At 62.6% G+C, this 26,654-nt stretch carries 19 protein-coding genes and 4 tRNA genes; 16 read left to right on the top strand and 7 right to left on the bottom strand.

From position 1 onward, the window contains the following. Nucleotides 1–6: 6 nt before the first annotated feature. Together PG881_RS17900 and PG881_RS17895 are read right to left on the bottom strand one after the other, a co-directional pair. The gene (locus tag PG881_RS17900) at nucleotides 7–870 is read right to left on the bottom strand and encodes a GGDEF domain-containing protein (RefSeq protein WP_270801791.1); all 864 of its coding nucleotides are present in this window, start codon (nucleotides 868–870) and stop codon (nucleotides 7–9) included. Nucleotides 871–940: 70 nt separating this feature from the next. Continuing rightward, on the bottom strand, nucleotides 941–1,654 hold the full coding sequence (locus PG881_RS17895; RefSeq protein WP_011704082.1) for a 3-deoxy-D-manno-octulosonic acid kinase: 714 nt from the start codon (nucleotides 1,652–1,654) through the stop codon (nucleotides 941–943). Between the two features lie 164 nt (nucleotides 1,655–1,818). Between PG881_RS17895 and PG881_RS17890 the strand changes: the two genes are divergently transcribed. From PG881_RS17890 to PG881_RS17860, 7 genes are all read left to right on the top strand, one after another. Beyond that, complete coding sequence (locus PG881_RS17890; protein ID WP_270801789.1) at nucleotides 1,819–2,901, top strand: glycosyltransferase family 9 protein; 1,083 nt, start codon at nucleotides 1,819–1,821, stop codon at nucleotides 2,899–2,901. A gap of 271 nt (nucleotides 2,902–3,172) precedes the next feature. Then, nucleotides 3,173–3,799: a guanylate kinase gene (gene gmk / locus PG881_RS17885; RefSeq protein WP_181014929.1), complete on the top strand. Its 627-nt coding sequence runs from the start codon at nucleotides 3,173–3,175 to the stop codon at nucleotides 3,797–3,799. 79 nt (nucleotides 3,800–3,878) lie between these two features. Beyond that, nucleotides 3,879–4,154, top strand: a complete 276-nt coding sequence (gene rpoZ, locus PG881_RS17880) for a DNA-directed RNA polymerase subunit omega (protein ID WP_005307060.1) — start codon at nucleotides 3,879–3,881, stop codon at nucleotides 4,152–4,154. Nucleotides 4,155–4,291: 137 nt separating this feature from the next. After that, nucleotides 4,292–6,409 carry a bifunctional GTP diphosphokinase/guanosine-3',5'-bis pyrophosphate 3'-pyrophosphohydrolase gene (spoT, locus tag PG881_RS17875; protein ID WP_011704079.1) on the top strand — a complete coding sequence of 706 codons (2,118 nt, stop codon included), beginning with the start codon at nucleotides 4,292–4,294 and terminating at the stop codon, nucleotides 6,407–6,409. Nucleotides 6,410–6,633: 224 nt separating this feature from the next. Next, nucleotides 6,634–7,377, top strand: a complete 744-nt coding sequence (gene trmH, locus PG881_RS17870) for a tRNA (guanosine(18)-2'-O)-methyltransferase TrmH (RefSeq protein WP_024945900.1) — start codon at nucleotides 6,634–6,636, stop codon at nucleotides 7,375–7,377. After that, entirely contained in the window at nucleotides 7,367–8,407 is a 1,041-nt protein-coding gene (locus PG881_RS17865) for an alpha/beta fold hydrolase (protein WP_270801784.1), read from the top strand. Before trmH ends, PG881_RS17865 begins: the two co-directional genes overlap by 11 nt. Nucleotides 8,408–8,500: 93 nt before the next feature. Then, nucleotides 8,501–9,313, top strand: a complete 813-nt coding sequence (locus PG881_RS17860) for a Cof-type HAD-IIB family hydrolase (RefSeq protein WP_029305093.1) — start codon at nucleotides 8,501–8,503, stop codon at nucleotides 9,311–9,313. 83 nt (nucleotides 9,314–9,396) lie between these two features. Here PG881_RS17860 and PG881_RS17855 read toward each other — a convergent pair whose 3' ends face one another. From PG881_RS17855 to PG881_RS17835, 5 genes are all read right to left on the bottom strand, one after another. Continuing rightward, nucleotides 9,397–9,906, bottom strand: a complete 510-nt coding sequence (locus tag PG881_RS17855; protein WP_270801783.1) for an RICIN domain-containing protein — start codon at nucleotides 9,904–9,906, stop codon at nucleotides 9,397–9,399. A 185-nt stretch (nucleotides 9,907–10,091) separates the two neighbouring features. Next, nucleotides 10,092–10,168: transfer RNA gene (locus tag PG881_RS17850), tRNA-Pro, on the bottom strand. A gap of 72 nt (nucleotides 10,169–10,240) precedes the next feature. Next, nucleotides 10,241–10,326 (bottom strand) — tRNA-Leu (locus PG881_RS17845). Nucleotides 10,327–10,346: 20 nt separating this feature from the next. Then, a tRNA-His gene (locus PG881_RS17840) sits at nucleotides 10,347–10,422 on the bottom strand. A 50-nt stretch (nucleotides 10,423–10,472) separates the two neighbouring features. Beyond that, nucleotides 10,473–10,549, bottom strand: a tRNA-Arg gene (locus PG881_RS17835). 260 nt (nucleotides 10,550–10,809) lie between these two features. Here PG881_RS17835 and PG881_RS17830 point away from each other — a divergent pair. From PG881_RS17830 to PG881_RS17790, 9 genes are all read left to right on the top strand, one after another. Then, entirely contained in the window at nucleotides 10,810–11,373 is a 564-nt protein-coding gene (locus PG881_RS17830; protein ID WP_016348886.1) for a TetR/AcrR family transcriptional regulator, read from the top strand. 32 nt (nucleotides 11,374–11,405) lie between these two features. Then, complete coding sequence (locus tag PG881_RS17825; protein WP_011704066.1) at nucleotides 11,406–12,512, top strand: efflux RND transporter periplasmic adaptor subunit; 1,107 nt, start codon at nucleotides 11,406–11,408, stop codon at nucleotides 12,510–12,512. Between the two features lie 15 nt (nucleotides 12,513–12,527). Then, a complete protein-coding gene (locus tag PG881_RS17820; RefSeq protein WP_270801782.1) occupies nucleotides 12,528–15,608 on the top strand; it encodes a multidrug efflux RND transporter permease subunit in 3,081 nt (1,026 codons plus the stop codon). Nucleotides 15,609–15,730: 122 nt separating this feature from the next. Beyond that, nucleotides 15,731–17,698, top strand: a complete 1,968-nt coding sequence (locus tag PG881_RS17815; protein WP_175044303.1) for an ATP-binding protein — start codon at nucleotides 15,731–15,733, stop codon at nucleotides 17,696–17,698. A 76-nt stretch (nucleotides 17,699–17,774) separates the two neighbouring features. Next, nucleotides 17,775–19,124, top strand: a complete 1,350-nt coding sequence (gene gorA, locus PG881_RS17810) for a glutathione-disulfide reductase (RefSeq protein WP_270801780.1) — start codon at nucleotides 17,775–17,777, stop codon at nucleotides 19,122–19,124. A 444-nt stretch (nucleotides 19,125–19,568) separates the two neighbouring features. Next, nucleotides 19,569–21,251, top strand: coding sequence for a potassium-transporting ATPase subunit KdpA (gene kdpA / locus PG881_RS17805; protein ID WP_270801778.1), 1,683 nt, complete (start codon nucleotides 19,569–19,571; stop codon nucleotides 21,249–21,251). 55 nt (nucleotides 21,252–21,306) lie between these two features. Then, nucleotides 21,307–23,364 (top strand): potassium-transporting ATPase subunit KdpB, encoded by a 2,058-nt coding sequence (gene kdpB, locus PG881_RS17800; RefSeq protein ID WP_270801777.1) that lies wholly within the window; start codon nucleotides 21,307–21,309, stop codon nucleotides 23,362–23,364. A gap of 60 nt (nucleotides 23,365–23,424) precedes the next feature. After that, nucleotides 23,425–23,952: a potassium-transporting ATPase subunit C gene (locus tag PG881_RS17795; protein ID WP_039214110.1), complete on the top strand. Its 528-nt coding sequence runs from the start codon at nucleotides 23,425–23,427 to the stop codon at nucleotides 23,950–23,952. Nucleotides 23,953–24,055: 103 nt separating this feature from the next. Next, the gene (locus PG881_RS17790; RefSeq protein ID WP_017410498.1) at nucleotides 24,056–26,644 is read left to right on the top strand and encodes a sensor histidine kinase; all 2,589 of its coding nucleotides are present in this window, start codon (nucleotides 24,056–24,058) and stop codon (nucleotides 26,642–26,644) included. Nucleotides 26,645–26,654 lie beyond the last annotated feature (10 nt).

The raw sequence follows: 26,654 nt of genomic DNA, 5'->3' as shown, positions 1-26,654 counted from the left end.
TAAAAATCAGCCAACGACGGTGTTGTGCTCCCGTCTGGCCTGGCCGTGGCAGGTGGCCAGCCGGGCCAGCAGGTGATCGATCTGCTCGCCAGCCTGGCTCTGCACCAGGCCGATGCTGACGGTCACCGGTCGCTGCGGCAGCAGGCTGGCATCGGCGATCTCGAGCCGCAGCCGCTCGGCAATCTCGAGGCCGCTCAGCCGATCGGTCTGGGAGAGCATCAGGATGAAGCCGTCTTCGTCCCAGCGGGCGAAGGGGTCTTCCCGCCGTAGCTCGTGACGCACGATGCGGGCCAGCTTGGCCAGCATGGCATCGCAGGCCACTTCGCCGAACAGCTGCTGGATCTTGGCCCTGTGGTCGACGCTGAATTGCAGCAGGCTGAAGCTGCCGCTCTCGCTGGCCAGTCGCTCATCGAGCAACAGCTCGAAGTGGCTGCGGCTCTCCAGCCCGGTGAGGGGATCGGTACCGTGCCGCTCTTCCACCAGCAGTGTCTGTGAGTCGAGCAGACGCACCACCCCCAGCACCTGGCCGTGAACATCGCGCCTGGCCCGTTCCTCCAGCCGGACATAGTGGCCGTCATGATGCAGGATGCGGTATTCGAGCCGGATCTGGGCCACCCGCCCGCTCTGGCAGGTGGTCAGCGCCTCCTGCAGGCTCCCCACGTCGTCGGGGTGCACCCGCTCCAGCCAGCCGAGATCGTCCAGACCGGCTTCGTTCAATCCCAGCAGCCGCAGACAGGAGAGATCCCGCTGCACGCCCTGCTGCGGGCTCCAGCTCCAGAGCCCTGCCTCCAGCAAGGCGATGGCATCCGCCATCAGCGCCAGATCAAACCGGGTAATTGCCTCCCTGAGGGGAGCCTTGAGCATGTCCATCGAGCGCCTCGACACCGAATCTGAAGACCTTCTCAATAAGTAACATTGGCTCTCGCGCCGAGCAACAGGGTCAGCTCGCTTTTCCTTGATAGCCGTTCATCAGGGCCTGCCAGTTCTCCGGTACGAAGTGAAAACTGGTATGCAACTGGGACTCCTTGTTGAAGGAGCGCAGCAGCCGTTCCAGGTTGGCCTGCTGCCAGTTGCCGGGGGAGCGGATGGCGCCCTTGTCGAAGTCGATCACCCACACCTTGCCCTCCTTGTCGAGCAGCAGGTTGTGGCTGTTGAGATCGGCGTGATAGACCCCGGCGTCGTGCAACCGGCGCACCGTCTGGCCCACCTTGTGCCACACCTCGCCGGCGATCGGCCCCTGCTTGAGCAGGGCCACCAGATCCTTGGCGCCACGGATGCGCTCGATCAGGATGTCGGCCCGATAGAAGGGGCCCTGCTTGGCCATCCGGGCGGCAAACGGGCGCGGCACCGGCAATCCCTGGGCGCTCAACTTGGCCAGCAGCGTGTATTCGGCCATGGCACGGCTCGATTCAACCCCTTCGAACCAGAAGCGATCCCGCACCACCTTGCCCACCATGCCACCGCGATAGTAGTGACGCAGCACCAGATGGCGGGATTCATCCTTGACGAACCAGGTCACTCCGCGGCCGATGGAAGACCCCACCACCTGGCGATGTGTCTGCCACCAGGCCGGATCAAACAGCTCGGGAGAAGGGTCGCGAAACGCCCCTTCGGCGTACCAGCAGATCTGGTTGTGTTCGGTCTGAATTTGCATTTTTGGCGATTCCGGTCGGTCAGTCATGGCTACACAAGGCAAGGGCAGGCAACGGCAACAGGGGCCCTGTCAGGAGCAGCGGCTGCCGGTCGTGCGCAATTTTACAATCCACGGGGGAGTTTGCATAATGCCATCCATCCATTTTGCCACCATTGCGCCACATCATGCCGCTGTTCCAAACGCCGCCCTCCTCCATCTGCATCCTGCGGCTCTCCGCCATCGGCGACTGCTGCCACGCGCTGGCGCTGGTGCACGTCATCCAGCGGGCCTGGCCGACGACCCGCATCACCTGGATCACCGGCAAGATTGAAGCGACGCTTTTTGCCGATCTGCCTGGGGTCGAAGTCATCGCCTTCGACAAGAGCAAGGGCTGGCGCGGCTATCGCGAGCTCTGGCAGACCCTCAGGGGACGCCAATTCGATGCCCTGCTGCACCTGCAGGCGGCCATGCGGGCCAGCATCGCCACCCTCGGGATCAAGGCCAAGGTCAAACTGGGGTTTGATCGGGAGCGGGCCAGCGACGGCCAGTGGCTGTTCACCAATCACAAGGTGCCATCCCCCGCCTCGCCCCACGTACTGGACGGCTTTCTCGCCTTCGCCAAAGAGCTCGGCATCCAGGATCTGACCCCGGACTGGCAACTGCCCATCAGCGCCGAGCACCAGGCCTGGGCGAAAGAGAAGATTGACGGCAAGCCGACCCTGCTCATCTGCGCCGCCGCCAGCAAGGCATTCAAGAACTGGACTGCCGCCGGTTATGCCGCGCTGGCGGATCACGCCGCAGACAAGGGTTTTCAGGTCTATCTGTGCGGCGGGCCGGCCAAACTGGAGCGGGATCTGGCCGCCGACATTCAACGGCTGAGCCACAGCAAGCCGGTGGATCTGGTGGGGCATACCAACCTCAAGCAGTTGCTGGCGCTGATCAAGGAGGCCAACCTGGTGCTGGCCCCCGATACCGGCCCCACCCACATGGCGACCCTGGTGGGTACGCCGGTGCTCGGCCTCTATGCCCACCACAACCCGGACCGTACCGGCCCCTATCTGTGCCGTGACTACGCGGTCAGCGTCTATCAGGAGCTGGTCGAGCAAGAGACCGGCAAACCGCTGGCCGAGCTCGGCTGGCGCACCCGCCTCAAGGATCCGGACGCCATGAGCAAGATCACCCGCGAGCGGGTCATCGCCGCCTTCGACCGGCTCTGCGCCGATCGCCAGCTGCCCGCCGGGCAGCAACTCGGAATTTCCGAGCAGTGAAGCAGGGATAATCTGCTGGCCCGCCCACACGGCGGCAGGCAGAATGGCGGCTGATGTGGGTGACGCTCCCGCAGCAAGCTACGAATACTTTGATCGGCTGGAATATGATTCCGGCCGTTTTTTTATCCGCCACCTTCTGTTAAAATTCGCCGCCTTTACATCCCTCTTAATTCAAGAATTTTCCGCGTTTCGGATTTGGCTGTCTCCCTTTCGGGCACAAGACGGCGGCCTCTGCTACAACCAAAACACGGTCTCGCTTAAAGGTACAGACATGGCGCAACAAGGCACTCTCTATATCATCTCCTCCCCGAGCGGAGCGGGTAAATCCAGCCTGCTCAATGCCTTGCTGACCCAGCACAACAGCGCAGGCAAGATGCAGCTGTCGATTTCCCACACCACCCGCGCCACCCGTCCCGGCGAAGAGCACGGGGTGCACTACCACTTCGTCAAGGTGGAAGAGTTCAAGGCGCTGATCGAGCGCGGCGATTTTCTGGAGTGGGCCGAGGTGTTCGGCAACTACTACGGCACCTCCCGCGCGGCCATCGAAGCCTGCCTGGCGCAGGGGATCGACGTGTTCCTCGATATCGACTGGCAGGGCGCCCGCCAGATCCGCGCACAGATGCCGACCAAGTCCATCTTCATCCTGCCGCCCAGCCGCGAAGAGCTGGAGCGCCGCCTGATCGGCCGCGGCCAGGACAGTGCCGAGGTGATCAAGGGCCGAATGGAGAAAGCCATTGCCGAAATGGTGCACTATGACGAGTATGACTATGTCATCATCAACGAAGACTTTGAGCAGGCACTGTTCCAGCTGAGGGCTGTCATCGAGTGCCAACGGCTGGAATTGCGCCAGCAGCAGCAGGCCCAACAAAACTTGCTGCAACAGCTACTGGCAGAATAGGCCAAAAACAAGTAAACTTTTGCGTCATTTTTAAACACCGCTTTTTTAAACCGAGAAAGCCCAAACACTGGAGTCCTGCATGGCACGCGTTACTGTAGAAGATGCTGTAAAACAGGTAGGTAACCGTTTTGACCTGGTGCTGGTCGCCGCCCGCCGCGCCCGCCAAATCGCGGTTCAAGGCAAAGATCCCCTGGTTGACGAAGAGAACGACAAGCCGACCGTGATCGCCCTGCGCGAGATCGAACTGGGTCTGGTGAACAACCAGGTGATGGACACCCAGGACCGTTACGAGCAGCAAGAGCAGGAAGCCGCCGAGCTGGCTGCCGTTGCTGCCATCGCCGAAGGCCGCGGTTAAGTCAGTTATTTCTTATAGTCGGCGCCCGCCCGGGTGCCGACTGTTCTCCCCCATTTACAACCGCTCGAAAACCTCGCAAACTCAGGACTATACCCTCTATATCCACGGATTGCCGTTTCACCGCTGCGGGGACTGTCTTGTATTTATTTGAAAATCTTAAAGAAATAGCCAGTTCCTACCTGCCACCAGAGCAGGTGGAGAAGCTCAGGCAAGCCTATGTGGTGGCCCGTGATGCTCACCAGGGACAGATGCGTTCCAGCGGCGAGCCCTATATCACCCACCCGGTTGCCGTTGCCCGCATTCTTGGCGACATGCGCCTCGATCATGAAACCCTGATGGCTGCCGTGCTGCACGACGTCATCGAAGATACCCCTGTCACCAAGGCCGATCTGGCCGAGCTGTTTGGCGATGCCGTCGCCGAGCTGGTAGCGGGCGTCTCCAAGCTCGACAAGCTGAAGTTTCGCGATCGCAAGGAGGCCCAGGCCGAGAACTTCCGCAAGATGGTGATGGCCATGACCCAGGATATCCGGGTCATCCTGATCAAGCTGGCCGACCGCACCCACAACATGCGCACGCTCGGCTCATTGCGGCCGGACAAACGCCGCCGCATCGCCCGGGAAACCCTCGAGATCTTCGCCCCCATCGCCAACCGCCTCGGTATTCACACCATGAAGAACGAGCTGGAAGAGCTGGGCTTCGAGGCGCTCTACCCCATGCGCTCGCGCGTGTTGCGCGAATCAGTGCGCCGCGCCCGCGGCAATCGCCGCGAAATCATCGACTCCATCCAGAGCGAGATTGAAGGCCGGCTGCGCGAGGCTGGCATCGAATCCCAAGTCAGCGGCCGCGAGAAGAACCTGTTCTCCATCTACAACAAGATGGAGAAAAAAGAGCTGCAATTTCATGAGGTAATGGATATCTACGCCTTTCGTGTGAGGGTGAAGGACATAGATACCTGTTACCGGGTGCTGGGCCAGATGCACAGTCTCTACAAGCCCCGCCCCGGCCGCTTCAAGGATTACATCGCCATTCCCAAGACCAACGGCTACCAGTCGCTGCACACCTCCCTGGTGGGGCCGCACGGGGTGCCGGTGGAGGTGCAGATCCGCACCGAATTCATGGATCAGATGGCCGACAAGGGCGTCGCCGCCCACTGGGCCTACAAGCAGGATGGCGACAGCTCGGGTACCACCGCCCAGATCCGCGCCCAGCGCTGGATGCAGAGCCTGCTCGAGCTGCAGCAGAGTGCCGGCAGCTCCTTTGAATTCATCGAGGGGGTCAAGACCGACCTCTTCCCCGACGAGATCTACGTGTTCACGCCGGAAGGGCGCATCATGGAGCTGCCCGCCGGGGCTACCCCGGTGGACTTCGCCTACACGGTGCACACCGACATCGGCCACGCCTGCGTCGGTTCGCGGGTCGATCGCCACCCCTATCCGCTGAGCAGCCCGCTGCACTCCGGCCAGACGGTGGAGATCATCACGGCGCCGGGGGCTCGCCCCAACGCGGCCTGGCTCAACTTCGTGGTGACCACCAAGGCCCGCTCCAAGATCCGCCAGTTCCTCAAGAACCTGCGCACTGAAGAGTCGGTGGTGCTGGGTCGCCGCCTGCTCAACCATGCGCTCGGCGCCAAGAACATCGAAGACATCCCGGAGCCGCGCATCAAGCAGGTGCTGGCCGACACCAAGCACGAGAACCTGCAGGGCCTGCTGGCCGACGTGGGCCTTGGCAACGCCATGAGCGTGATGGTGGCGCGCCGCATGCTGGGGGATGAACTGCCGCCGGAAGAGCAGCCCAAGTCCAGCAGCAAGAAGATGCCGATCAAGGGTGCCGACGGCATGCTGGTCACCTTCGCCAACTGCTGCCGCCCGATCCCGGGGGACGCCATCATTGCCCACATCAGCCCAGGCAAGGGGCTGGTGATCCACCAGGAAGCCTGCCGCAACATCAAGGGCTACAGCAAGGAGCCGGACAAGTACCTGCCGGTGCAGTGGGAAGTGGACAAGGAGCAGGAACAGGAGTTCCGCACTGGCATCAGCATCGAGATCGTCAACCACCAGGGCGCCCTGGCGGAGCTGGCCAACGTGATTGCCGCCACTGGCGCCAACATTCACGCCATCAGCACCGAGGAGAAGGATGGCCGGGTCTATCTGGTCACCCTGCTCATCACTACCAAGAGCCGGATCCACCTTGCCAACATCATGCGCAAGATCCGGGTGATGCCGAACGTGCTCAAAGTGAGCCGACAGAAAAACTGACCACAGGCGGCGCAAGCCGCCTGCTGCTTTTCAAGAGACAAGCTTGGCCCACCGCCGCAGGCATACCCGTTCGCCTTGGCGAGTGGACAAGCCCGGCGCCAGCAGAGCCGGCATGACAGCGGAACGCGTCGAACGAATTTACGACAGGCTGGCCCGGCGCCAGCCCGATTTGATCCTGTGCATGCAAGCGATGCGTGCACACACCTCACGACATAGAAACCGATATGACTCCTGAACGCTTCAAGCGCATCACCGACATGCTGGCCCAGCGCCAGCTCGATCTGACCGTCTGCATGGAAGAGGTCCACAAGCCGCACAACCTGGCAGCCATCGTGCGCACCGCCGATGCCATCGGCATCCATCGGGTGCACGCGGTCTGGCCCAAAACCTGGATCCACAAGCGCAAGGGTACCGCTCGCGGCAGCCAGAACTGGGTGGACGTGAAGCTGCACCCGGACATCGGCAGCGCGGTGGCCGAGCTGAAAGCCTCCGGCATGCAGATCCTGGCGACCCACCTCTCCGACAGCTCGGTAGATTTTCGTGCCATCGACTACACCAAGCCCACCGCCATCCTGGTGGGCCAGGAGAAGCACGGCATCGGCGAAGAGGCGCTGGCCCTGGCCGATCACCATATCGTCATCCCCATGGTGGGCATGGTGCAGTCCCTCAACGTCTCGGTGGCCGCCGCCGCCATCCTCTATGAGGCCCAACGCCAGCGCGAACTGGCCGGCTGCTACCAGCGCGGCTGCCCGCTCGACCTGGAGGAGCAGAACAGCATACTGTTCGAGGGGGGCTACCCCATCTATGCCCAGCTCTGCAAAGAGAAAGAGATGCCCTATCCCCAGCTCGGCCCGGCCGGCGAAATCCTGGCGGACGAGCAGTGGTGGCAGCAGATGCAGCTGACCCGCAAGGGCTGGGCCGCCCAGCAATCGGATGACCCCTCGGAAGAGTACGCTGATGAAGCTTAACCACCTGCCCCTGCTGGCCCTGACCCTGTTTTCTGCCGGAGCCCTCGCCGTGAACAATCCCTATCAGCTGACGCCGGAAGCCGACGTCGCCACCCTTCATCAGCAGACCCTGCCCGACTTCTGGCGCCAGCACGCCGTCGAGAGCGCCTTCAAGGGCAAGGACGGGGTCACCATCCGCTATGCCGCCCTGCGCCAGGCCAAGGTCGATCGCGCCATCCTCATCGTCAACGGCCGGGTCGAAAGCTACCTCAAGTATCAGGAGCTGGCCTGGGATCTGTGGCGTCAGGGCTACAGCCTCTACCTCATCGATCACCGCGGCCAGGGCTTGTCCGATCGGCTGCTGGCCGACCAGGAGAAGGGATATGTCGACCAGTTCGACGATTATGTGCTCGATCTCAAGCAGTTTCATGACGAGGTGATCGCCCAGGACCAGCCCGCCAAGCTGTTTCTGCTGGCCCACTCCATGGGCGGCGCCATCTCGGCCCGCTATCTGGAGCGCTGGCCCGATGATATCGAGGCGGCCGTGCTCTCCTCCCCCATGATGGGCATCAATCTCGGCGGCCTGCCCAAGTGGCTGGCCAAGGGGCTGGCGGCCACCATCGGCACGGTCGGCGGCTGGCTGGGCGAGCCTCCCTATGGCCCGGGCCAGGGCCCGTACGAGAGCCACGACTTTGCCGACAACGGTCTGAGCCACAGCGCAGCCCGCTATCAGGCCTTTCGCGAGCTCTATGAGCAGCGCCCGCAGATCAAGTTGGGGGGTGCCACCGCCCACTGGATCTATCAGGGGCTGACGGGGGCGGACGCCGCCGTGGCCGAGGCCGGTGCCATCAAGACGCCGCTGCTGCTGCTGCAGGCCGGTGACGACGGCGTGGTGGACAACGCCGCGCAGGACGCCTTCTGTGCGCTCGCTCGCTGCGAGGGAGGCAAGCCGCTGCGCATAGAAGGGGCCTGGCACGAGCTATTCATGGAGGCCGATCCCCAGCGCCAGGCCGCGCTCAACGCGACTCTAGCCTTCTTCGCACGCTACTAGCGGCTGGTTATTTTTTGTATCCCTAAATAAATGGGGTCGCGGGAGCGGTTGCTGTACACTGCTCCCGCTTTCATTCGTAACCCCGAGGTGATGATGTATAAGGTCGTTGTATCCGATCTCGATGGCACCCTGCTCAACGGGCAGCACCAGATCTCCCCCCGCACCCGCGATACCCTGCACCGTCTGGTGGATCAGGGGATCAAGTTCGTGGTGGCCACCGGCCGTCACCATGTGGATGTGCGCAGCATCCGCGACACGCTCGGGCTCGACATCTATCTCATCACCTCCAATGGCGCCGTGGTGCACGACAAGCAGGATCAGCTGATCTTCAACCAGGCCCTGCCGGACAGCGTGGCGGCCGAGCTGATCGCACTGGAGCGCGACCCCTCCATCCATATCAACCTCTACTACGGCGACGAGTGGCTGGTTGAAGAAGAGATGCCCTGGCTGCTGCAATTCCATCATGAATCCGGCTTCAGCTATCGCCTGACCGATCTCGCCAGCCACCCGCTGGACAAGGTCAACAAGGTGTTTTACATCGGCGAACACGAGAAGCTGCTGCAGATCGAGGCAGAGCTGAACCAACGTTATGGTGATCGGCTCAACGTCACCTTCTCCCTGCCGGACTGTCTCGAGGTGATGCACGCCGGGGTGCACAAGGGCAATGCCGTGCGCGCCGTGCTGGAGCAGCATGGGCTGGAGATGTCCCAGGCGGTGGCCTTTGGCGACGGCATGAACGACTTCGAGATGCTGAGCATGGTCGGCCGCGGCGTGGTGATGGGCAATGCCCACGACCGGCTCAAGCTGGCGCTGGCCAATCACGAACAGACCCTGAGCTCCGACGAGGATGGCGTTGCCGTCTATCTGGAGCAGCTGTTCGCCCTGCAGGGCGTCAACGTCGCCTGATGCTTCTGAACCTCATGGATACACGCCTCGGCCGTATCCATGAGGTTCACATCCGCTAAATTCCCTTCTTGTTGCCTGACGCCCTACCAGATGAGGCTTTTCAGGTTCAGCTTGTCGAACATGCTGCCCTTGTTTTGCCATGCGAAGCTCTGGTTAGCCCCACCGAAACAGTCGGCCAGCCGCAGCGGGGTGCCCGGCTTATGACGACGGCCGGCCACATCCAGACAGCGGTCAGCCTTACTGTTGAACAGCCGATCTTCCTGCCACTGCCATTGCCGGCTCTCATCCTGGCACTCGGCCATGGTCAGCTCGCTCACCCCTTTGGCCACCAGGCAACGCTGGTCAAGCTGCAAGGCACCGGCATCCCAGCTGAACTGCTGGCGAACAGTCTGGTCGCAAGGCTGGGTGATCAGCTGATTGTGGTCATTGAGGGCCACGCAGAATCCGGCATCGGTTACCAGCGCAGAGGTGGCGGTACTCTGCATGGGGGCAGCCCCCATCAGGATCTCGTCGGGTTTGGGTTTGTATGAGCAGCCGCTGAGGGCCACGACAACCAGCGCCAGTGTACTGACGCGCAAAGAATTTGGGTGCATATGACATGTTGGCCTGAATTGTGTTCAATAACGCCCACTTGCCGTGGGTCTGCGTCCCAGCATACCCGAAGCGACAGCGAGAAAGTGCCAACAGAAATGTAAACAGACGTGACAGAAACCTGCGGCAGCAGGCTGGCAGACGACAGAAAGCAAAAAACCCCGCCTGAGCGGGGTTTTTCAGAATGTGGTCGGTGATAAAGGATTCGAACCTTTGACCCTCTGGTCCCAAACCAGATGCGCTACCGGGCTGCGCTAATCACCGAGGCTTTAAAAAAGCTTTCTTTTCAAAACACAAAGACGACCATGAACGGTCATCCTCGTCATACAGCAAGTATGGTGCGAAGAGAGGGACTCGAACCCTCACACCCGGGGGGCACTAACACCTGAAGCTAGCGCGTCTACCAATTCCGCCACCTTCGCATACCTGACAAGCTGTAAAATGGGGTGGCTGATGGGGCTCGAACCCACGACAACCGGAATCACAATCCGGGACTCTACCAACTGAGCTACAGCCACCACAGCTGTTTTCGTTCTTCAACTCGCCCGCTTAACCGGCGCACTTTTGATGGTGCGCCCGACAGGATTCGAACCTGTGACCTCTGCCTCCGGAGGGCAGCGCTCTATCCAGCTGAGCTACGGGCGCTACGCTGTCGAACGGGGCGCAATATTAATGATGGGGACCCACCTTGTCTACTATTTTTTTATCTCGCAGAATCAACCGCTTGTTTTTCCATCACTTCTGGCTTTTTTTAAGCGTTTTTGTTTCATTCAGGCTGGATCCAGCCCCGCTCCGCTACTTTTGGTTCCCCCCACATAGCAATCCGATGATGGGCAAAACTTGACTTGCCTCAAAGCCTCCCTAGAATGAATGAACGTTCATTCAGCCGTTGTGATCATCCCGTCATGAACAAGAAAGAACGCATTTTCGATGCGGCTCATGAAGTACTCGGCGAACAGGGTTTCCACGGCCTCTCCATTGCCGTGGTGGCCAAGAAAGCCAGGGTGGCGGCAGGCACCATCTATCGCTATTTCAGCGACAAGGATGACCTGATCCGCCAACTCTATCGGCACACCATCCTCCAGTGTCATCCCCTGGTCATGGAAGGCGTGCAGACAGAGGAGGTATCGTTCGAACAATTTCGGCGTTTGTGGCTCAACATCCACGCCATCTTTGTCGACGAACCGAACGCGCTCAAATGCAAATTGCAGTATGAAACGTCCCCGCTGGGAGCGGAGCTGGAGCAGGACCCGGTCATCAAGGCTGCCTGGGCCCCGCTGGATCGCTTCTTCGAACGGGGTCTGGAGCAGGGTCTGTTTATCGACCTGCCCGTCCGGGTACTGCAGGTGCTGAGCCTGGATTGCGTGGCAAATATGGCGCTGCAAAGCCAGGTGCACCAATTCGAACTGACGCAAGACCAGCTGGAAGCCGTGATCCGGGCCTGCTGGCGAGCTATTTTGACCCCTTAAACATTGCACTCATATCTCAGGAGCGAGAGTTCATGAAAAAGTGGATGAGCATCATGTTGCTCATCGCGCTGGCCCTGTTCGGCAGCGTGATTGGCTTCAACCTGTTCAAGCAAAAGATGATAGCCAACTACATGGCCAACATGCCGGAGCCCGAGTTTCCGGTCACCACCCACAAGGTGGAGACCCGCGACTGGGTGCCGACCATCGAGGCCATCGGTTTCATCGAACCCAACCAGGGGGTAACCCTGTCAACCGAGCAATCCGGCACCATCGACAGCATCTCCTTCGAGTCGGGTGATACCGTCAAGCCGGATCAGCTGCTGCTGAGCCTGGATGCCAGCGTCGAGAAGGCCAACCTGCGCGCCTCCATGGCCAAGCTGCCGGCGGCCAAGGCCAAGTTCGATCGCTATCAGAACCTGTTCACCAAGGGATCCATCTCCCGCGACCAGCTGGATGACACCGAGGCGACCTACCGCTCCCTCGAGGCCGATATCGAGAGTCTGAAATCGACCATCGCCCGCCGCGAAGTGCGCGCACCGTTTGCCGGCGTAGTCGGCCTGCGCAACGTCTTCCTCGGCCAGTACCTGCAACCGGGTACCGACATCGTCCGGCTGGAAGACACCAGCGTGATGCGCCTGCGCTTCACCGTGCCGCAGACCGATATCTCCCGCATTCGCCTGAATCAGGACATCCTGATCAACGTGGATTCCTACCCGCATCGCCAGTTCAAGGGCCACATCAGCGCCATCGAACCGGCCGTCAACTACCAGAGCGGCCTGATCCAGGTGCAGGCGGACATCCCCAACAACGATGGCCAGCTGCGCTCCGGCATGTTTGCCCGCGCCAGCATTCTGCTGCCGGCCCAGAAGGACCAGATCGTGCTGCCGCAGACCGCCATCACCTTTACCCTGTATGGCGAGAACGTCTACCTGGTCAAGGAGAAGGATGGCGTGAAGCGCGTCGAACAGGTGGTGGTCAAGGTCAGCGAGCGCAAGGGCAACGATGCGCACGTGGTCTCCGGCATCAAGGCGGGTGACGAAGTGGTTATGTCCGGCCAGGTACGCCTGAGCAACGGCGCCAAAGTGAAAATCGTGCAGGACCAGGGCCTGAAGGTTCCGGACCAGGTTCCCATGCTGTAAAACGCGGAGAGACAGATGCGCTTTACCGATATATTCATCAAGCGGCCCATCCTGGCCATCTCGATCAGCTTTCTGATCGCGTTGCTGGGTGTCCAGGCCGTGTTCAAGATGCAGGTGCGGGAATACCCCGAGATGACCAACACGGTCGTCACGGTCAGCACCAGCTACTATGGCGCGAGTGCCGACCTGATCCAGGGCTTCATCACCCAGCCACTGGAACAGGCCATCGCCCAGGCGGACAACATCGACTTCATGACGTCGTCCACCCAGCTCGGCAGCTCGACCATCACTGCCTACATGAAGCTCAACACCAACCCGAATGCGGCCCTGTCCGACATTCTGGCCAAGGTCAACTCGGTACGTTCCCAGTTGCCGAAGGAGTCTGAAGATCCCTCGGTGACCATGTCGACCGGCTCGACCACGGCGGTGCTCTACATCGGCTTTACCAGCCCCGAGCTCAACGCCAGCCAGATCACCGACTACCTGGAGCGGGTCATCAAGCCCCAGCTCTTCACCGTCGGCGGCGTCTCCAAGGTCGACATGTACGGTGGTACCAAGTACGCCCTGCGGGTGTGGCTGGATCCGGCCAAGATGGCGGCGTTCAACCTGACCGCCGCGGACGTGATGAGCGTGCTCAACAGCAACAACTATCAGTCCGCCACCGGCCAGGCCACCGGTTACTTCACCCTCTACAACGGCAATGCCGAGACCCAGGTCAACACCACCGAGGAGCTCGAACGCCTGGTAGTGGCCACCCGTGACAGCAAGGTGATCCGTCTGGCAGACATCGCCAAGGTCAGCCTGGAGAAGAGCCACGATACCTATCGCGCCACCGCCAACGGCCGCGAGGCCGTGGTACTGGCCATCAACGCGGCGCCGACCGCCAACCCGATCAACATCGCCCACGACGTGCTGGAGATGCTGCCGAGCCTGAAGAGCAACATGCCGAGCACCATGGAGGCCAACGTCCTCTATGACTCGACCGTTGCCATCAACGAGTCGATCAGCGAGGTGATCAAGACCATCGCCGAGGCGGCCGCCATCGTGCTGGTGGTGATCACCCTGTTCCTTGGTTCGTTCCGGGCAGTCATCATCCCGATTATCACCATTCCCCTCAGCCTGATCGGGGTGGTGATGGTGATGCAGATGTTCGGCTTCTCCATCAACCTGATGACCCTGCTGGCCATGGTGCTGGCCATCGGTCTGGTGGTGGATGACGCCATCGTGGTGCTGGAGAACGTGGATCGCCACGTCAAGGAGGGGGAAGAACCGTTCCGTGCCGCCATCATAGGCACCCGTGAAATCGCCGTACCGGTCATCGCCATGACGGTCACCCTGGCCGCCGTGTATGCGCCGATCGCCCTGATGGGGGGCATCACCGGCTCCCTGTTCAAGGAGTTTGCCCTCACCCTGGCCGGCGCCGTGTTCGTGTCGGGCATCATAGCGCTGACCCTGTCGCCCATGATGTGCGCCAAGATGCTCAAGGCCAACGAGGAGCCGGGCAAGTTCGAGAGCAAGGTGCATCATCTGCTCGATCGCATGACGGTCCGCTACGATGCCATGCTGCACGCAGTGATGCAGAAGCGCATCGTGGTGGTGCTGTTCGCCGTCATCGTCTTCGCCAGCCTGCCGATGCTGTTCAAGTTCATTCCGAGCGAACTGGCACCGAACGAAGACAAGGGCGTCATGGCCGTGCTGGGTACCGCCCCCTCCAACGTCAACCTGGACTATATCCAGGGCACCATGGAACAGGTGAACAAGGTGCTGGACGAACAGCCGGAAGTGGCCTTCTCCCAGGTCTTCTCCGGGGTGTTCAACGCCAACCAGGCGTTCGGTATCGCCTCCATGGTGCCGTGGAGCCAGCGTGAAGCGAGCCAGAAAGAGGTGCTGGAACGGGTTGGCAAGCTGCTCGAGAACGTGCCCGGCATGTCCATCACCACCTTCCAGTTCCCGGAATTGCCGGGTGCCTCGAGCGGCCTGCCGATCCAGTTCGTCATCACCACGCCGAACAACTTCGAGAGCCTCTATCAGGTGGCGAGCGAGATCCTGACCGCAGCCCAGGGGAGCGGACGCTTCGTCTACTCCGAGCTGGACCTGCAGTACGACTCCGCCACCATGAAGATCAAGATCGACAGGGACAAGGCGGGTGCCTACGGCATCACCATGCAGGACATCGGCATTACCCTGGGCACCATGATGTCGGACGGTTACGTCAACCGGATCGACCTGGATGGCCGCTCCTACGAGGTGATCCCGCAGGTCGAGCGCAAATACCGCCTCAACCCCGAATCGATCAAGGGTTACTACGTGCGGGCGGCCGATGGCCAGTCCATCCCGCTCGGCAGCCTGATCAGCATCGAGGTGGTCGGCGAACCGCGCGCCCTGCCCCACTTCAACCAGCTCAACTCGGCCACCATAGGTGCCGTGCTGATGCCGGGCACCACCATGGGCAACGCCATCGCCTGGCTGGATGCCACCGCCAGCGAGAAGCTGCCGCAAGGTTACCGTTACGACTACATGGGTGAAGCCCGCCAGTTCGTGACCGAAGGCAGCGCCCTGTACGCCACCTTCGCCCTGGCGCTGGCCATCATCTTCCTGGTGCTGGCGATCCAGTTCGAGTCGGCCCGCGACCCGCTGGTGATCATGGTCTCCGTGCCGCTGGCCATCAGTGGCGCACTGATCGCGCTGGCCTGGGGTGCCGCCACCATGAACATCTACTCCCAGGTGGGTCTGATCACCCTGGTCGGCCTGATTACCAAGCACGGTATCCTGATCTGCGAGGTGGCCAAGGAGGAGCAGCTGCTGCACGGTCGCAACCGGATGGAGGCCGTGATGGCCGCCGCCAAGGTACGTCTGCGTCCCATCCTGATGACCACGGCCGCCATGATCGCCGGTCTCATCCCGCTGCTCTATGCAACGGGGGCCGGGGCTGCCCAGCGCTTCAGCATCGGTATCGTGATCGTGGCCGGTCTGGCCATCGGCACCCTGTTCACCCTGTTCGTGCTGCCGGTGATCTACACCTACCTGGCCTCCGAACACAAACCGCTGCCGGTGTTTGACGAATCCATTCCGCCCAAGGCGAAAGGGAGTCATTAAAAACTGTTCTTAATCAACAAGGCCCCGTTTCGGGGCCTTGTTTTTATCACGCTAACGAAACACGACATAAGTGCATGAAGCAGTTAAACTAAATGGCAATATATCCAGACCGCAAGGACGCCATGTCAGGACTCTTCTCCAAGACCGCTAAGGCCGTCGGCCGTAACGGACTCTCATACCGCCTGCTCTCCTACATTCTGGTGTGCAGTACCGTATTGGCGATGATCATTACGGTGTTGCAACTTGCCTGGGATTACCGCAAGGATGTGGCCGTGATCGAGGACAGTATCGGCCAGATCGAGGCTTCCTTCCTGCAGCCCATCGCCGCCAGCCTGTGGAACCTGGACGAAGAGCAGGTCAAGGTACAGATTGAAGGCATCATGAACCTGCCCAACATGCAGTTCGTGATGGTGAAGGAGATGCTCGGCAACTCGGAAGTGCCTCTGCTGACCCAGGGGGTGGAGCGAGAAAGCTACGACATCTCCCGCGAGTTCAACCTCACCTATCAGGGCGAAGTGGTGGGCAAGCTGTTCGTCGCCGCCTCCCTCGAGCAGATCTACCAGCGCCTGATCGAGAAATCGGTGCTGATCATGGTCAGCCAGACCATCAAGACCCTGGTGGTCTCGTTCTGCATCCTGATCATCATCTACTACCTGGTGGTGCGGCACCTCAACCGCATCGCCAACTATGCCCAGAAATTCAATCTGGACCGGCTCGCCATCGAGCTCACTCTGGAGGGGCGCCCCCTGCCCCGCAAGAAACCCGACGAGCTCGACACTCTGGTCGCCACCCTCAACCAGATGCGTACCCGGCTGAACGACGAATTTGCGGCGCGCCATCAGGCCGCCGAGCAGCTGCAACAGGAGCGGGACTTCTCCGCCACCCTGATCAACTCGGCCAACATGGTCATCTGCTGCATGGAGCCGGACCTCAACATCGCCAGCATCAACCCGGCAGCCATTCTGCTGACCGGCTACCACCAGCAGGAGATACTGCAGCACAACTGGCTGGATCTGTTCGTCAGCAAGGCCCAGCGCGACGAGCTGGCGGCCATCCTGGCCGATCACGGCTCCATCGAGGACAAAGAGGTCATCATGCATGACCAGCAGGGCCACGAGCTGGTGTTGCAGTGGACCTTCGCCCCCTTCTACGAGGGGCCCAACCTCAAGTATCTGATCGGCTTTGGCTACGACATCACCCGCCTCAAGAAGGTGGAACGGGAGATCATCCAGCTCAACGAACAGCTGGAAGGCAAGGTGGTGGAGCGCACCCGCAGCCTGAGCGATGCCAACGACCAGCTGGGCAAGGCCTACGACGATCTGAAACAGGCCCAGCAGACCCTGGTGGAGTCGGAGAAGATGGCCTCCCTCGGTTCACTGGTGGCCGGCGTGGCCCACGAGATCAACACCCCCATCGGCATCAGCGTGACCGCCTCCTCCTACCTGCAGGAGCGGGTGGCCGACTTCAAGCAGCACATCGACTCCAAGCAGCTGTCGCGCTCCTATCTCACCGAATTTACCGTCAACCTCGACGAGTCCATGCAGCTGCTGCAGGGCAACCTGCGCCGCGCCTCGGAGCTCATCGCCAGCTTCAAGCAGGTGGCGGTGGATCAGTCGTCCGAGGCACGCTACAACTTCAGCCTCGCCGACAACCTGCACCAGGTGGTGGTCTCCCTCGGCCACAAGCTGAAGAAGGCCCAGTGCGAGGTGGATATCCAGTGCGATCCCAAGCTGTCGATCTTCTCCTTTCCCGGCAGCTTCACCCAGATCTATTCGAACCTGATCCTCAACTCCATCAACCACGGCTTCGACAACTGGGACAAGCCCAAGAAGATCACCATCAAGGTGGAGCAGCAGGGTGAAGAGCTGCTGATCGACTACAGCGACAATGGCCGCGGCATCCCGCCCGAGATCTTGCCACGCATCTTCGACCCCTTCGTCACCTCCAAGCGGGGCCAGGGCGGCAGCGGGCTCGGCACCCACATCATCTACAACCTGGTGGTGCAGCTGCTGCGCGGTCGCATCAACTGCGTCAGCGAGCCGGACAACGGCGCCCAGTTCCATATTCGCCTGCCGATCCAACATAACTGAGCGCTGGCTCTTGTGAGCCAGCCGCTTTATCCCCATCATGCTGTGATTGCATTCTTAATGAGCGGAGAACCTCGCAATGGCACAGCATTTTGACTATATCGCCATCGGCGGCGGCAGCGGCGGCATCGCCTCGGCCAACCGGGCTGCCATGTACGGTAAGAAAGTTGCCCTGATTGAAGCCAAAGAGTTGGGTGGAACCTGCGTCAACGTCGGCTGCGTGCCGAAGAAGGCCATGTGGTATGCCGGCCAGATCGCCGATGCCCTGAAATATGGCGCCGACTACGGCTTCGACACCACCCTCAACCACTTCAACTGGGCCAAGCTGGTCGAGTCCCGCCAGGCCTACATCGGCCGCATTCATCAGTCCTACCAGAACGTGCTGGGCAAGAACCAGATCACCGTCATCAAGGGCTTCGCCCGCTTCGTCAGCAGCAACACCATCGAAGTGAATGGCGAGCAGTACAGCGCCGATCACATCCTGATCGCCACCGGCGGCCGCCCTGAAGTGCCGGCCATCCCGGGTGCCGAGCTGGGCATCGACTCCGACGGCTTCTTCGAGCTGCAGAGCCAGCCCAAGCGGGTTGCCGTGGTAGGGGCCGGCTATATCGCGGTAGAGATCGCCGGCGTGATGCAGGCGCTCGGCTCCGAGACCCACCTGGTGGTGCGCAAACATGCGCCGCTGCGCAACTTCGACCCCATGATCCATGAGACCCTGGTGGAGATCATGGCGCAGGAAGGGCCCAAGCTGCACACCCACGCCATTCCAAAAGCCGTGGTCAAGAACGCCGATGAGAGCCTGACCCTGCAGCTGGAAGATGGTCGCCACCTCACCGTCGACTGCCTGATCTGGGCCATCGGCCGCGTCCCGGCCACCGACAACCTCAATCTGGCCGCCGCCGGTATCGAGTTGGACGAGAAGGGCTTTATCCCGACCGACAAGTTCCAGAACACCGCCGTCGCCAACCTCTATGCCGTCGGCGACAACACCGGCCGCATCCAGCTCACCCCGGTGGCCGTTGCGGCGGGCCGCCGCCTCTCCGAGCGGTTGTTCAACAACAAGCCGAACGAGCACCTCAACTACGATCTGGTGCCGACCGTGGTGTTCAGCCACCCGCCCATCGGCACCATAGGACTGACCGAGCCGGAAGCCGTTGCCGAATACGGTGAAGATCAGGTCAAGGTCTACCGCAGCCAGTTCACCGCCATGTACTCAGCGCTGACCCAGCATCGCCAGCCTACCCGGATGAAGCTGGTCTGCGTCGGGCCGGAAGAGAAGGTGGTCGGCCTGCACGGCATCGGCTTTGCGATGGACGAGATCCTGCAGGGCTTCGGCGTCGCCATGAAGATGGGCGCCACCAAGGCGGACTTCGACAACTGTGTCGCCATCCATCCGACCAGTGCGGAAGAATTTGTGACTATGCGCTGATGGCCGTGTGAGGGGAGAAACTCGAGGACTGTCTCGACAACTGCGTTCTCCCTCTTCATCCCACCAGCGCGGAAGAGTTTGTGACGATGCGATAAGCATGTTTGAAGCTGGCCTGTCACTATCAGACCAGTCTCAGTCAATTGCGACCAAACCCGGCTCAGGCCGGGTTTTTTGATCGCGCCCCACCCCTCCCACTCTGCCAATCCCCTCCTTTTTACGCCGATTTTACGCCAGCCAAATCGGGCTTTATGGCGCCTTTACGCCCGTTTTACATACCCTTTCAGCGTCAATGAGACCTATGGGATCGACACGGATATGCATCGATCCCTGACGCTAATTACCTCAACGGAGTCGTTATGAATTGGCTATATCTGCTGCTGGTCCTCGCCCTCGCGGGTTATCTGCTGCGCGCCCTCGCGCGCACCCATGAGTGAGGAACCGGATATGTGGCAAGAGATCATCTATCCCGTCGCGTTCGTGCTGCTGGTGCTGCTGCCGGCGCCTCTGCTTGGCAACTACCTGTATCGGGTGTTTGAAGGCAAGAGTCGCTGGCTCGCCCCGCTTGAGCGCGCTACCCTGGCCTGCTGCGGCACGGACGGGCGCGAGCAGGACTGGAAGTCCTACGCCCTCAGCCTGCTGGCCTTCAACGGCGCCGGCTTCGGCCTGCTGTTCCTGATCCTGCTGGCACAGGGGCTGCTGCCCCTCAACCCGCAACAGCTGCCCGGGCTGAACTGGCAACTCGCCTTCAACACCGCGGTCAGCTTCATGACCAACACCAACTGGCAGGCCTACTCCGGCGAAGCCAGCCTCTCCTACTTCAGCCAGATGGTGGGGCTGACCACCCAGAACTTCGTCTCCGCCGCCACCGGCGCTGCCGTCGCCATCGCCCTGTTTCGCGGCATCGCCCGCCAGCAGACCACCCACCTTGGCAACTTCTGGCAGGATCTGGTGCGTTTCTGTCTCTACGTGCTGCTGCCGATGGCGCTGATCCTGGCGCTGTTGCTGGTCTGGCAGGGGGTGCCGCAAAGCCTGTCTGCCTACCTGCCGTTCCACGCCCTGGAAGGCCAGGAGCAGCTGCTGCCGCTCGGCCCGGCTGCCTCCCAGATCGCCATCAAGCAGCTCGGCTCCAACGGCGGCGGCTTCTTCGGCATCAACTCGGCCCATCCGTTCGAGAACCCCACCGCCCTCTCCAACTGGCTGGAGATGGTCGCCCTGCTGACGCTGGCCGCTGCCATGGTCTGCACCCTGGGTCGCTACGTGAAGGATCTGGCCCACAGCCGCGCCATCCTCATCGCCATGACCATCATGCTGGTGCTGGGGCTCTGCCTCGCCATCGGCCAGGAGCTGAAGCCGGATCCCGCCCTCGCCCACCTCACCAGCGAAGCCGGCAACTGGGAAGGCAAGGAGAGCCGCTTCGGCCCCGTACTGTCCAGCATCTGGGAAGTGGCAACCACCGCCGCCTCCAACGGCTCGGTCAACGCCATGCACGACAGCTTCGCCCCGCTCGCCGGCATGGTCGCCATGATTAACATGCTGCTGGGTGAAGTGGTGTTCGGCGGCGTCGGTGCCGGTATCTACGGCATGATGCTGTTCGTGCTGCTGACCGTGTTCCTGTGCGGCCTGATGGTGGGGCGCACTCCGACCTATCTGGGCAAACGGCTCGGCATCACCGAGATGAAGTGGGTCGTCGCCAGCATGCTGGTGATGCCGGTGGGGGTATTGGTGATCGGCGGCATTACCCTGCTGATGCCGGACTCCGCCACCGTCATCGGTCACGACGGCCCCCACGGCCTCTCACGACTGATCTATGCCTACGCTTCGGCCGCCGGCAACAACGGCTCCGCCTTCGCCGGCTTTGCCGCCGCCGACAGCTGGCAGTGCATCGCCATCGGGCTGGCCATGCTGCTCGGCCGCTTCGGCTACATCATTCCGGTACTGGCCATCGCCGGCCAGCTGGCCCGCGCCCCGCGCCAGGAGATGAGCGAAGGGGACTTCCCCGTCAGCGGCCCGCTCTTCATCACCCTGCTGATCGTCACCGTGCTGCTGATGGGGGGTCTCTCCTTCCTGCCGGTACTGGCGCTGGGCCCGGTGGCGGAACACCTGAGCCTGCTGGGAGGTGCCTTCTGATGCTGCACACCCGACTGATCTGCGTGACCAACTATTCGATGCAGGGAGCTTTCCAATGAGCAAGTCCGCTTCAATGAGCACCGACACCATTCAGGTGAAGGGCAAGAAACAGAAATCACAGATCCTGCAGGCCATGGTGGAAGCCCTCTATCGCTTCAACCCCAGGGCGCTGTTTGGCAGCCCCATCCTGTTCACCCTCTGGCTGGCGGCCGTGATGGCGACCCTGGAGTCGCTGCTGGGGCAGCCGCTCTCCGGCGTTGCTCCTTCGCTGGCCTGGCAGCTGACCGCCTGGCTCTGGCTGACCCTCTGGTTTGCCAACTTCGCCGAGACCCTGGCCGAGGGGCGCGGCAAGGCGCGGGCCGACAGCCTGAAGGCCGGCATGAGCCAGCTCAAGGCGCGTCGGGTCACCAGCCCGCAGGATGACAAAGGCGAGTGGGTACCGGCCACCAGCCTGCTCAAGGGCGATCTGGTGCTGGTGCGCAGCGGCGAGATGATCCCGGCCGACGGCGAAGTGGTCGCCGGCATCGCCTCGGTCAACGAGGCGGCCATCACCGGTGAATCCGCCCCCGTCATCCGCGAGTCGGGCACCGACCGCAGCGGCGTGACCGGCAACACCACCGTCGTCTCCGACCAGATCTGGGTACACATCAGCAACAACCCGGGCGAAAGCACGCTGGATCGCATGATTGCGCTGGTGGAAGGGGCCAAGCGGCAGAAGACCCCCAACGAGATGGCGCTGGATGCCCTGCTGGTGGGGCTGACCCTGATCTTCCTGCTGGTGGTGGCCACCCTGCCCTGGTTCCTCGACTACAACGGCACCCAGGTGCCCCGGCTCTATCTGCTGGCGCTGTTCATCACCCTGATCCCGACCACCATCGGCGGTCTGCTCTCCGCCATCGGCATCGCCGGCATGGACCGGCTGGTGAAGCTCAACGTGATCGCCAAGTCGGGCCGGGCGGTGGAAGCCGCCGGCGACGTGCGCACCCTGCTGCTGGACAAGACCGGCACCATCACTTTCGGCAACCGGATGGCGGACGAGCTGATCCCTGCCCCCGGCGTGGACCCCTCCCTGCTGGCACAGGCCGCCATGCTGGCCTCGCTGGGTGACAACACTCCCGAGGGCAAATCCATCCTGACCCTGGCGGGCAAGAGCCACACCAGACCGAGCCAGCTAGAGAGCGACATCCTCATCCCCTTCAGCGCCGAGACCCGGCTGAGCGGGCTGGATCGCAACGGCCATCACTATCGCAAGGGGGCGGTGGACGCGGTGCTGCGCTACCTCTCGCTCGATCGCAAGGCGGTGCCGGAGCTCATCCTCAAATCGGTGGACAACATCGCCCGCCAGGGCGGCACCCCGCTGCTGGTCTGCACCCACGAGAAGCTGCTGGGGGTGGTGTTCCTCAAGGACATCATCAAGCCGGGCATCAAGGCCCGCTTCCAGATCTTGCGCCACATGGGGATCCGCACCGTGATGATCACCGGTGACAACCCGCTGACCGCCGCCGCCATCGCCGCCGAGGCCGGGGTGGATGACTTCATCGCCGAGGCGACGCCGGAGAAGAAGCTGGCCTACATCCGTCAGGAGCAGGCCGACGGCCGGCTGGTCGCCATGTGCGGGGACGGTGCCAACGACGCCCCGGCGCTGGCCCAGGCCGACGTGGGCCTGGCCATGAACGAGGGGACCCAGGCCGCCAAGGAGGCGGGCAACCTGGTGGATCTCGACTCCAACCCCACCAAGCTGCTGGACGTGGTGCTGGTGGGCAAGCAGCTGCTGGTGACCCGTGGCGCCCTGACCACCTTCTCCATCGCCAACGACGTGGCCAAGTACTTCGCCATCCTGCCGGCCCTGTTCATCGCCGCCTATCCGCAGCTGGGGGTGCTGAACCTGATGCAACTGGGCAGCCCGGAAAGCGCCATCCTGTCGGCCATCATCTTCAATGCCCTGATCATCGTCGCGCTGGTGCCGCTGGCCCTGCGCGGGGTCAGCCTGCAGGGCTCGGCCGCCAGCCTGCTGCGCCGCAACCTGCTGATCTACGGCGTCGGCGGCCTGATAGTGCCTTTCATAGGTATCAAGCTGATCGACCTGGTCGTCACCGGCCTGGGGCTGGTGTAACGGCATTACCGGATGCGGGGCAGACCCGCATCCAACCAACGTATTTGGAGCAAGAAAATCATGATAGCAATCAGAACCCTGCTGACCCTGACCCTGCTGCTGGGGGTGGCGTATCCGCTGGCCGTCACCGGGCTGGCCCAGCTGCTCTTCCCCTGGCAGGCCAACGGCAGCCTGCTCACCAACGCCAAACAGCAGGTGGTCGGCAGCGCCCTGCTGGCACAGAAGTTCGAGCGGGCCGACTACTTCCACTCCCGCCCCTCCGCCAGCGACTTCGCCACCATAGGCGGAGGTGCCAGCAACCTGGGGATGAGCTCGCCGCTGCGGGCCGAGTTTGCCGCCGCGGCGGCCAGGGCGCAGCCGGAAGCCAGGGACCCCGCCCTGCTGACCCGCTCCGCTTCCGGCCTCGATCCCCATCTGCCACTCGCTGCAGCGCTGGCTCAGGTAGAGCGGGTCGCCGGGCAACGCGGGCTGGATCCCGTTCAGCTGACGGAGCAGGTCAAGTCGGCGGCACAAGCTGGTATCCTTGGCCCGCAGGTGGTCAACATTCTCCAGTTGAACCTGCAACTCGATCATCAAAAGGGCGCCTGAGGGCGCTCCTTGCCGTTCGGGACAGGCTCCCTTTCGACAACGGGGACAAGCATGAGCAATGAGGTCACGGCCGCGGTTCGGCCGATGCAACGGGAGCGCGGGGATGCGTGATGAGGTGAGGGCGGACGCCCTGCTGGCGAGCCTGGAACAGGAGCACAGGGGCAAGCTGAAGGTATTTCTCGGTGCCGCACCCGGCGTCGGCAAGACCTACGCCATGCTGCAGGCGGTGCGGGAGCAGGCCAAGGAGGGAGTCGACATCCTGATCGGGGTGGTGGAGACCCACGGCCGCCAGGAGACCCTGGCCCTGCTCGACAAGCTCGCCATCCAGCCGCGCAAGCTGCACCTGCACCGCCAGCAGCGGCTGGAGGAGATGGATCTGGACGGCCTGCTGGCCCGCAAGCCCGCCATCGCCGTGGTGGACGAACTGGCCCACAGCAACGCCCCCGGCAGTCGCCACGAGAAGCGCTGGCAGGATGTGGAGGAGCTGCTCGGCGCCGGCATCGACGTCTACACCACCCTCAACGTGCAGCACCTGGAGAGCCTCAACGATCTGGTGTGGCAGCTGACCGGGGTCAGGGTCAAGGAGACCCTGCCGGATCAGGTGCTGCTGGAGGCCGACAGCCTGGTGCTGATAGACCTCCCCCCCAAGGAGCTGCTCGGCCGCCTCAAGGAGGGCAAGGTCTATGTGCCTCATCAGGCCAAGGCCGCCCTGCAGTCCTTCTTCTCCCTCAACAACCTGACCGCCCTGCGCGAGCTGGCGATGCAGACCGCCGCCAGCCACGTGGAGGGGGATCTGCAGTTGCAGTGGCAGGCCGCCGGCAAGACCACACTGCCGCTGCGGGGCAAGCTGATGGTCTGCCTCGGCGATCAGCACGGCGCCGCCCTGGTGCGCTACGGTCACCGCTTCGCCCAGCGCCGCCAGCTGCCCTGGCTGGTGGTGCACATCGACAGCAAGGGGCAGCGCTCGGTCGAGCTGGAGCAGGCACTGGCGCTCGCTTCCCAGCTGGGGGCCAAGGTGTTGACCCTCTCCAGTCCGGCGGTGGCTGACACCCTGCTGGAGACCGCCGAGCAGCAGCAGGTGTCGCAACTGTTGCTGGGCAAACCTCACAAGGCCCCCTGGCGTCGCTCGCTGGTGCAACACCTGCTCAAGCAGGCGCAGGGGCTCGAGATCACGCTAGTGGATACCGAGAAGCGCAAGCCCAGCCTGGGCTTGCAGCCGCTCCACCCCAAGGACATTCGCCAGAGCCTGCTGGCGGTGGCCATCATGGGGACCACCTCGGCCGCCGTCTGGGGCCTCTCCCACTGGCTGCCGCCCGCCTCCCTGCCCATGCTGTTCGTGCTGGGGGTGCTGGCCACCGCGCTCACCACCAGCCTGATGCCCGCCATCCTGGCCGCCGTGCTGGGCTTCGTCGGCCACAATCTGCTGTTCACCGCCCCCTACTTCTCTTTGAGCGTGGCCAGCCACAGCGATCTGCTCACCCTGTTCGTGCTGCTGATCGTCGGCATCACGGCCGGGCGGCTCGCCTCCCGTCAGCGCCAACAGCTGATTGGCCTGCGCGAGACCCAGCAACTGGGCAATGCCCTGCTGTCGCTGAGCCAGGGGCTGGCCACCGCCAGCAGTCCGGAAGAGGTGCTCAGGCAGGGATCCCAGGCCATCTCGCTGGCGCTGGGCCAGCCGGTGTTCGCCCTCGATCAGCACTACCAGCACAGGGCCGGCTCGACCCAGCACAAGCCGGGGCAGACCGACAAGGCGGCCATCGACTGGTGTCTGGCCCAGAAGCAGAGCGCCGGCGCCCACACCGCTACCCTCAACGCGGCCGAGGCCCAGTACCACCACCTCAGCGACGAACTGGTGCTGGGGATAGTGCTGGCCAATCCGCTCGCCTCCTCGGCCGAGCATCAGCTGCAGGCCCTGCTCACCGATATCCGCGCCGCGCTGGCCCGGATCGATCTCAACGAACGGCTGGCCGACAGCCAGCTGCAGGCGGAGACCGACCGGATGCGCGCCGCCCTGCTCTCCTCGGTTTCGCACGATCTGAAGACGCCACTGGCCACCATCATGGGGGCCGGCAGCACTCTGCTGGAATATGGTGACCGGATCAGCAGCGAAGATCGCAGCGAGCTGCTGCACTCGGTGCAGGACGAGGCGCGCCGCCTGCACAGCTATGTGCAGAACCTGCTGGACATGACCCGCATCGGCTCGCCGGATTTCCAGCTGAAACGGGACTGGGTCGACCTGGCGGATCTGGTGGAAAACGCCCGCCGCCGGCTCGACTCCTCCTGGCGCCAGCACAAGCTGCTGGTGCACTTCGATCAGCAGATCCCCCGCCTCTATGTGCACGGCGCCCTGATCGAGCAGGTGCTGGTCAACATCCTCGACAACGCCTCCCGCTACTCGCCGGCCGGCACCCCCATCGAGTTCAAGGTAATGCTGGCGGACCCCGATCTCATCCTCGACATCATCGATATCGGGGTCGGCATCGCCGAGTCGGACCGGGACAAGATCTTCAATCTGTTCTATACCCAGCCGGTCGGCGACTGCGGCAGCCGCGGCACCGGGCTTGGCCTCGCCATTTCCCGCGCTATGATAGAGGCCCACGGCGGCCGCATCTGGGCATTTTCCGGCCCCAACGGCAACGGCACCTGCATGCGCATCTCCCTGCCGCTGGCGCTCAATGCAGCGGCGGCCTGAACCCTTTTAC

This window comes from Aeromonas sp. QDB54 (genome assembly GCF_027707385.1).
Taxonomy (GTDB): domain Bacteria; phylum Pseudomonadota; class Gammaproteobacteria; order Enterobacterales; family Aeromonadaceae; genus Aeromonas; species Aeromonas hydrophila.
This window is presented reverse-complemented; position numbering and strand designations above follow the sequence as displayed.

What these genes read in the sequence shown, in the direction of transcription:
- PG881_RS17830 (WP_016348886.1), top strand. Translation starts at nt 10,810, where the DNA reads ATGAACAAGAAAGAACGCATTTTCGATGCGGCTCATGAAGTACTCGGC.
- PG881_RS17865 (WP_270801784.1), top strand. Translation starts at nt 7,367, where the DNA reads ATGAAGCTTAACCACCTGCCCCTGCTGGCCCTGACCCTGTTTTCTGCC.
- PG881_RS17825 (WP_011704066.1), top strand. Translation starts at nt 11,406, where the DNA reads ATGAAAAAGTGGATGAGCATCATGTTGCTCATCGCGCTGGCCCTGTTC.
- PG881_RS17895 (WP_011704082.1), bottom strand. Translation starts at nt 1,654, where the DNA reads ATGCAAATTCAGACCGAACACAACCAGATCTGCTGGTACGCCGAAGGG.
- PG881_RS17820 (WP_270801782.1), top strand. Translation starts at nt 12,528, where the DNA reads ATGCGCTTTACCGATATATTCATCAAGCGGCCCATCCTGGCCATCTCG.
- PG881_RS17815 (WP_175044303.1), top strand. Translation starts at nt 15,731, where the DNA reads ATGTCAGGACTCTTCTCCAAGACCGCTAAGGCCGTCGGCCGTAACGGA.
- gmk (WP_181014929.1), top strand. Translation starts at nt 3,173, where the DNA reads ATGGCGCAACAAGGCACTCTCTATATCATCTCCTCCCCGAGCGGAGCG.
- PG881_RS17860 (WP_029305093.1), top strand. Translation starts at nt 8,501, where the DNA reads ATGTATAAGGTCGTTGTATCCGATCTCGATGGCACCCTGCTCAACGGG.
- PG881_RS17890 (WP_270801789.1), top strand. Translation starts at nt 1,819, where the DNA reads ATGCCGCTGTTCCAAACGCCGCCCTCCTCCATCTGCATCCTGCGGCTC.
- PG881_RS17790 (WP_017410498.1), top strand. Translation starts at nt 24,056, where the DNA reads ATGCGTGATGAGGTGAGGGCGGACGCCCTGCTGGCGAGCCTGGAACAG.
- trmH (WP_024945900.1), top strand. Translation starts at nt 6,634, where the DNA reads ATGACTCCTGAACGCTTCAAGCGCATCACCGACATGCTGGCCCAGCGC.
- PG881_RS17900 (WP_270801791.1), bottom strand. Translation starts at nt 870, where the DNA reads ATGGACATGCTCAAGGCTCCCCTCAGGGAGGCAATTACCCGGTTTGAT.
- gorA (WP_270801780.1), top strand. Translation starts at nt 17,775, where the DNA reads ATGGCACAGCATTTTGACTATATCGCCATCGGCGGCGGCAGCGGCGGC.
- kdpB (WP_270801777.1), top strand. Translation starts at nt 21,307, where the DNA reads ATGAGCAAGTCCGCTTCAATGAGCACCGACACCATTCAGGTGAAGGGC.
- PG881_RS17795 (WP_039214110.1), top strand. Translation starts at nt 23,425, where the DNA reads ATGATAGCAATCAGAACCCTGCTGACCCTGACCCTGCTGCTGGGGGTG.
- PG881_RS17855 (WP_270801783.1), bottom strand. Translation starts at nt 9,906, where the DNA reads ATGCACCCAAATTCTTTGCGCGTCAGTACACTGGCGCTGGTTGTCGTG.
- rpoZ (WP_005307060.1), top strand. Translation starts at nt 3,879, where the DNA reads ATGGCACGCGTTACTGTAGAAGATGCTGTAAAACAGGTAGGTAACCGT.
- kdpA (WP_270801778.1), top strand. Translation starts at nt 19,569, where the DNA reads ATGTGGCAAGAGATCATCTATCCCGTCGCGTTCGTGCTGCTGGTGCTG.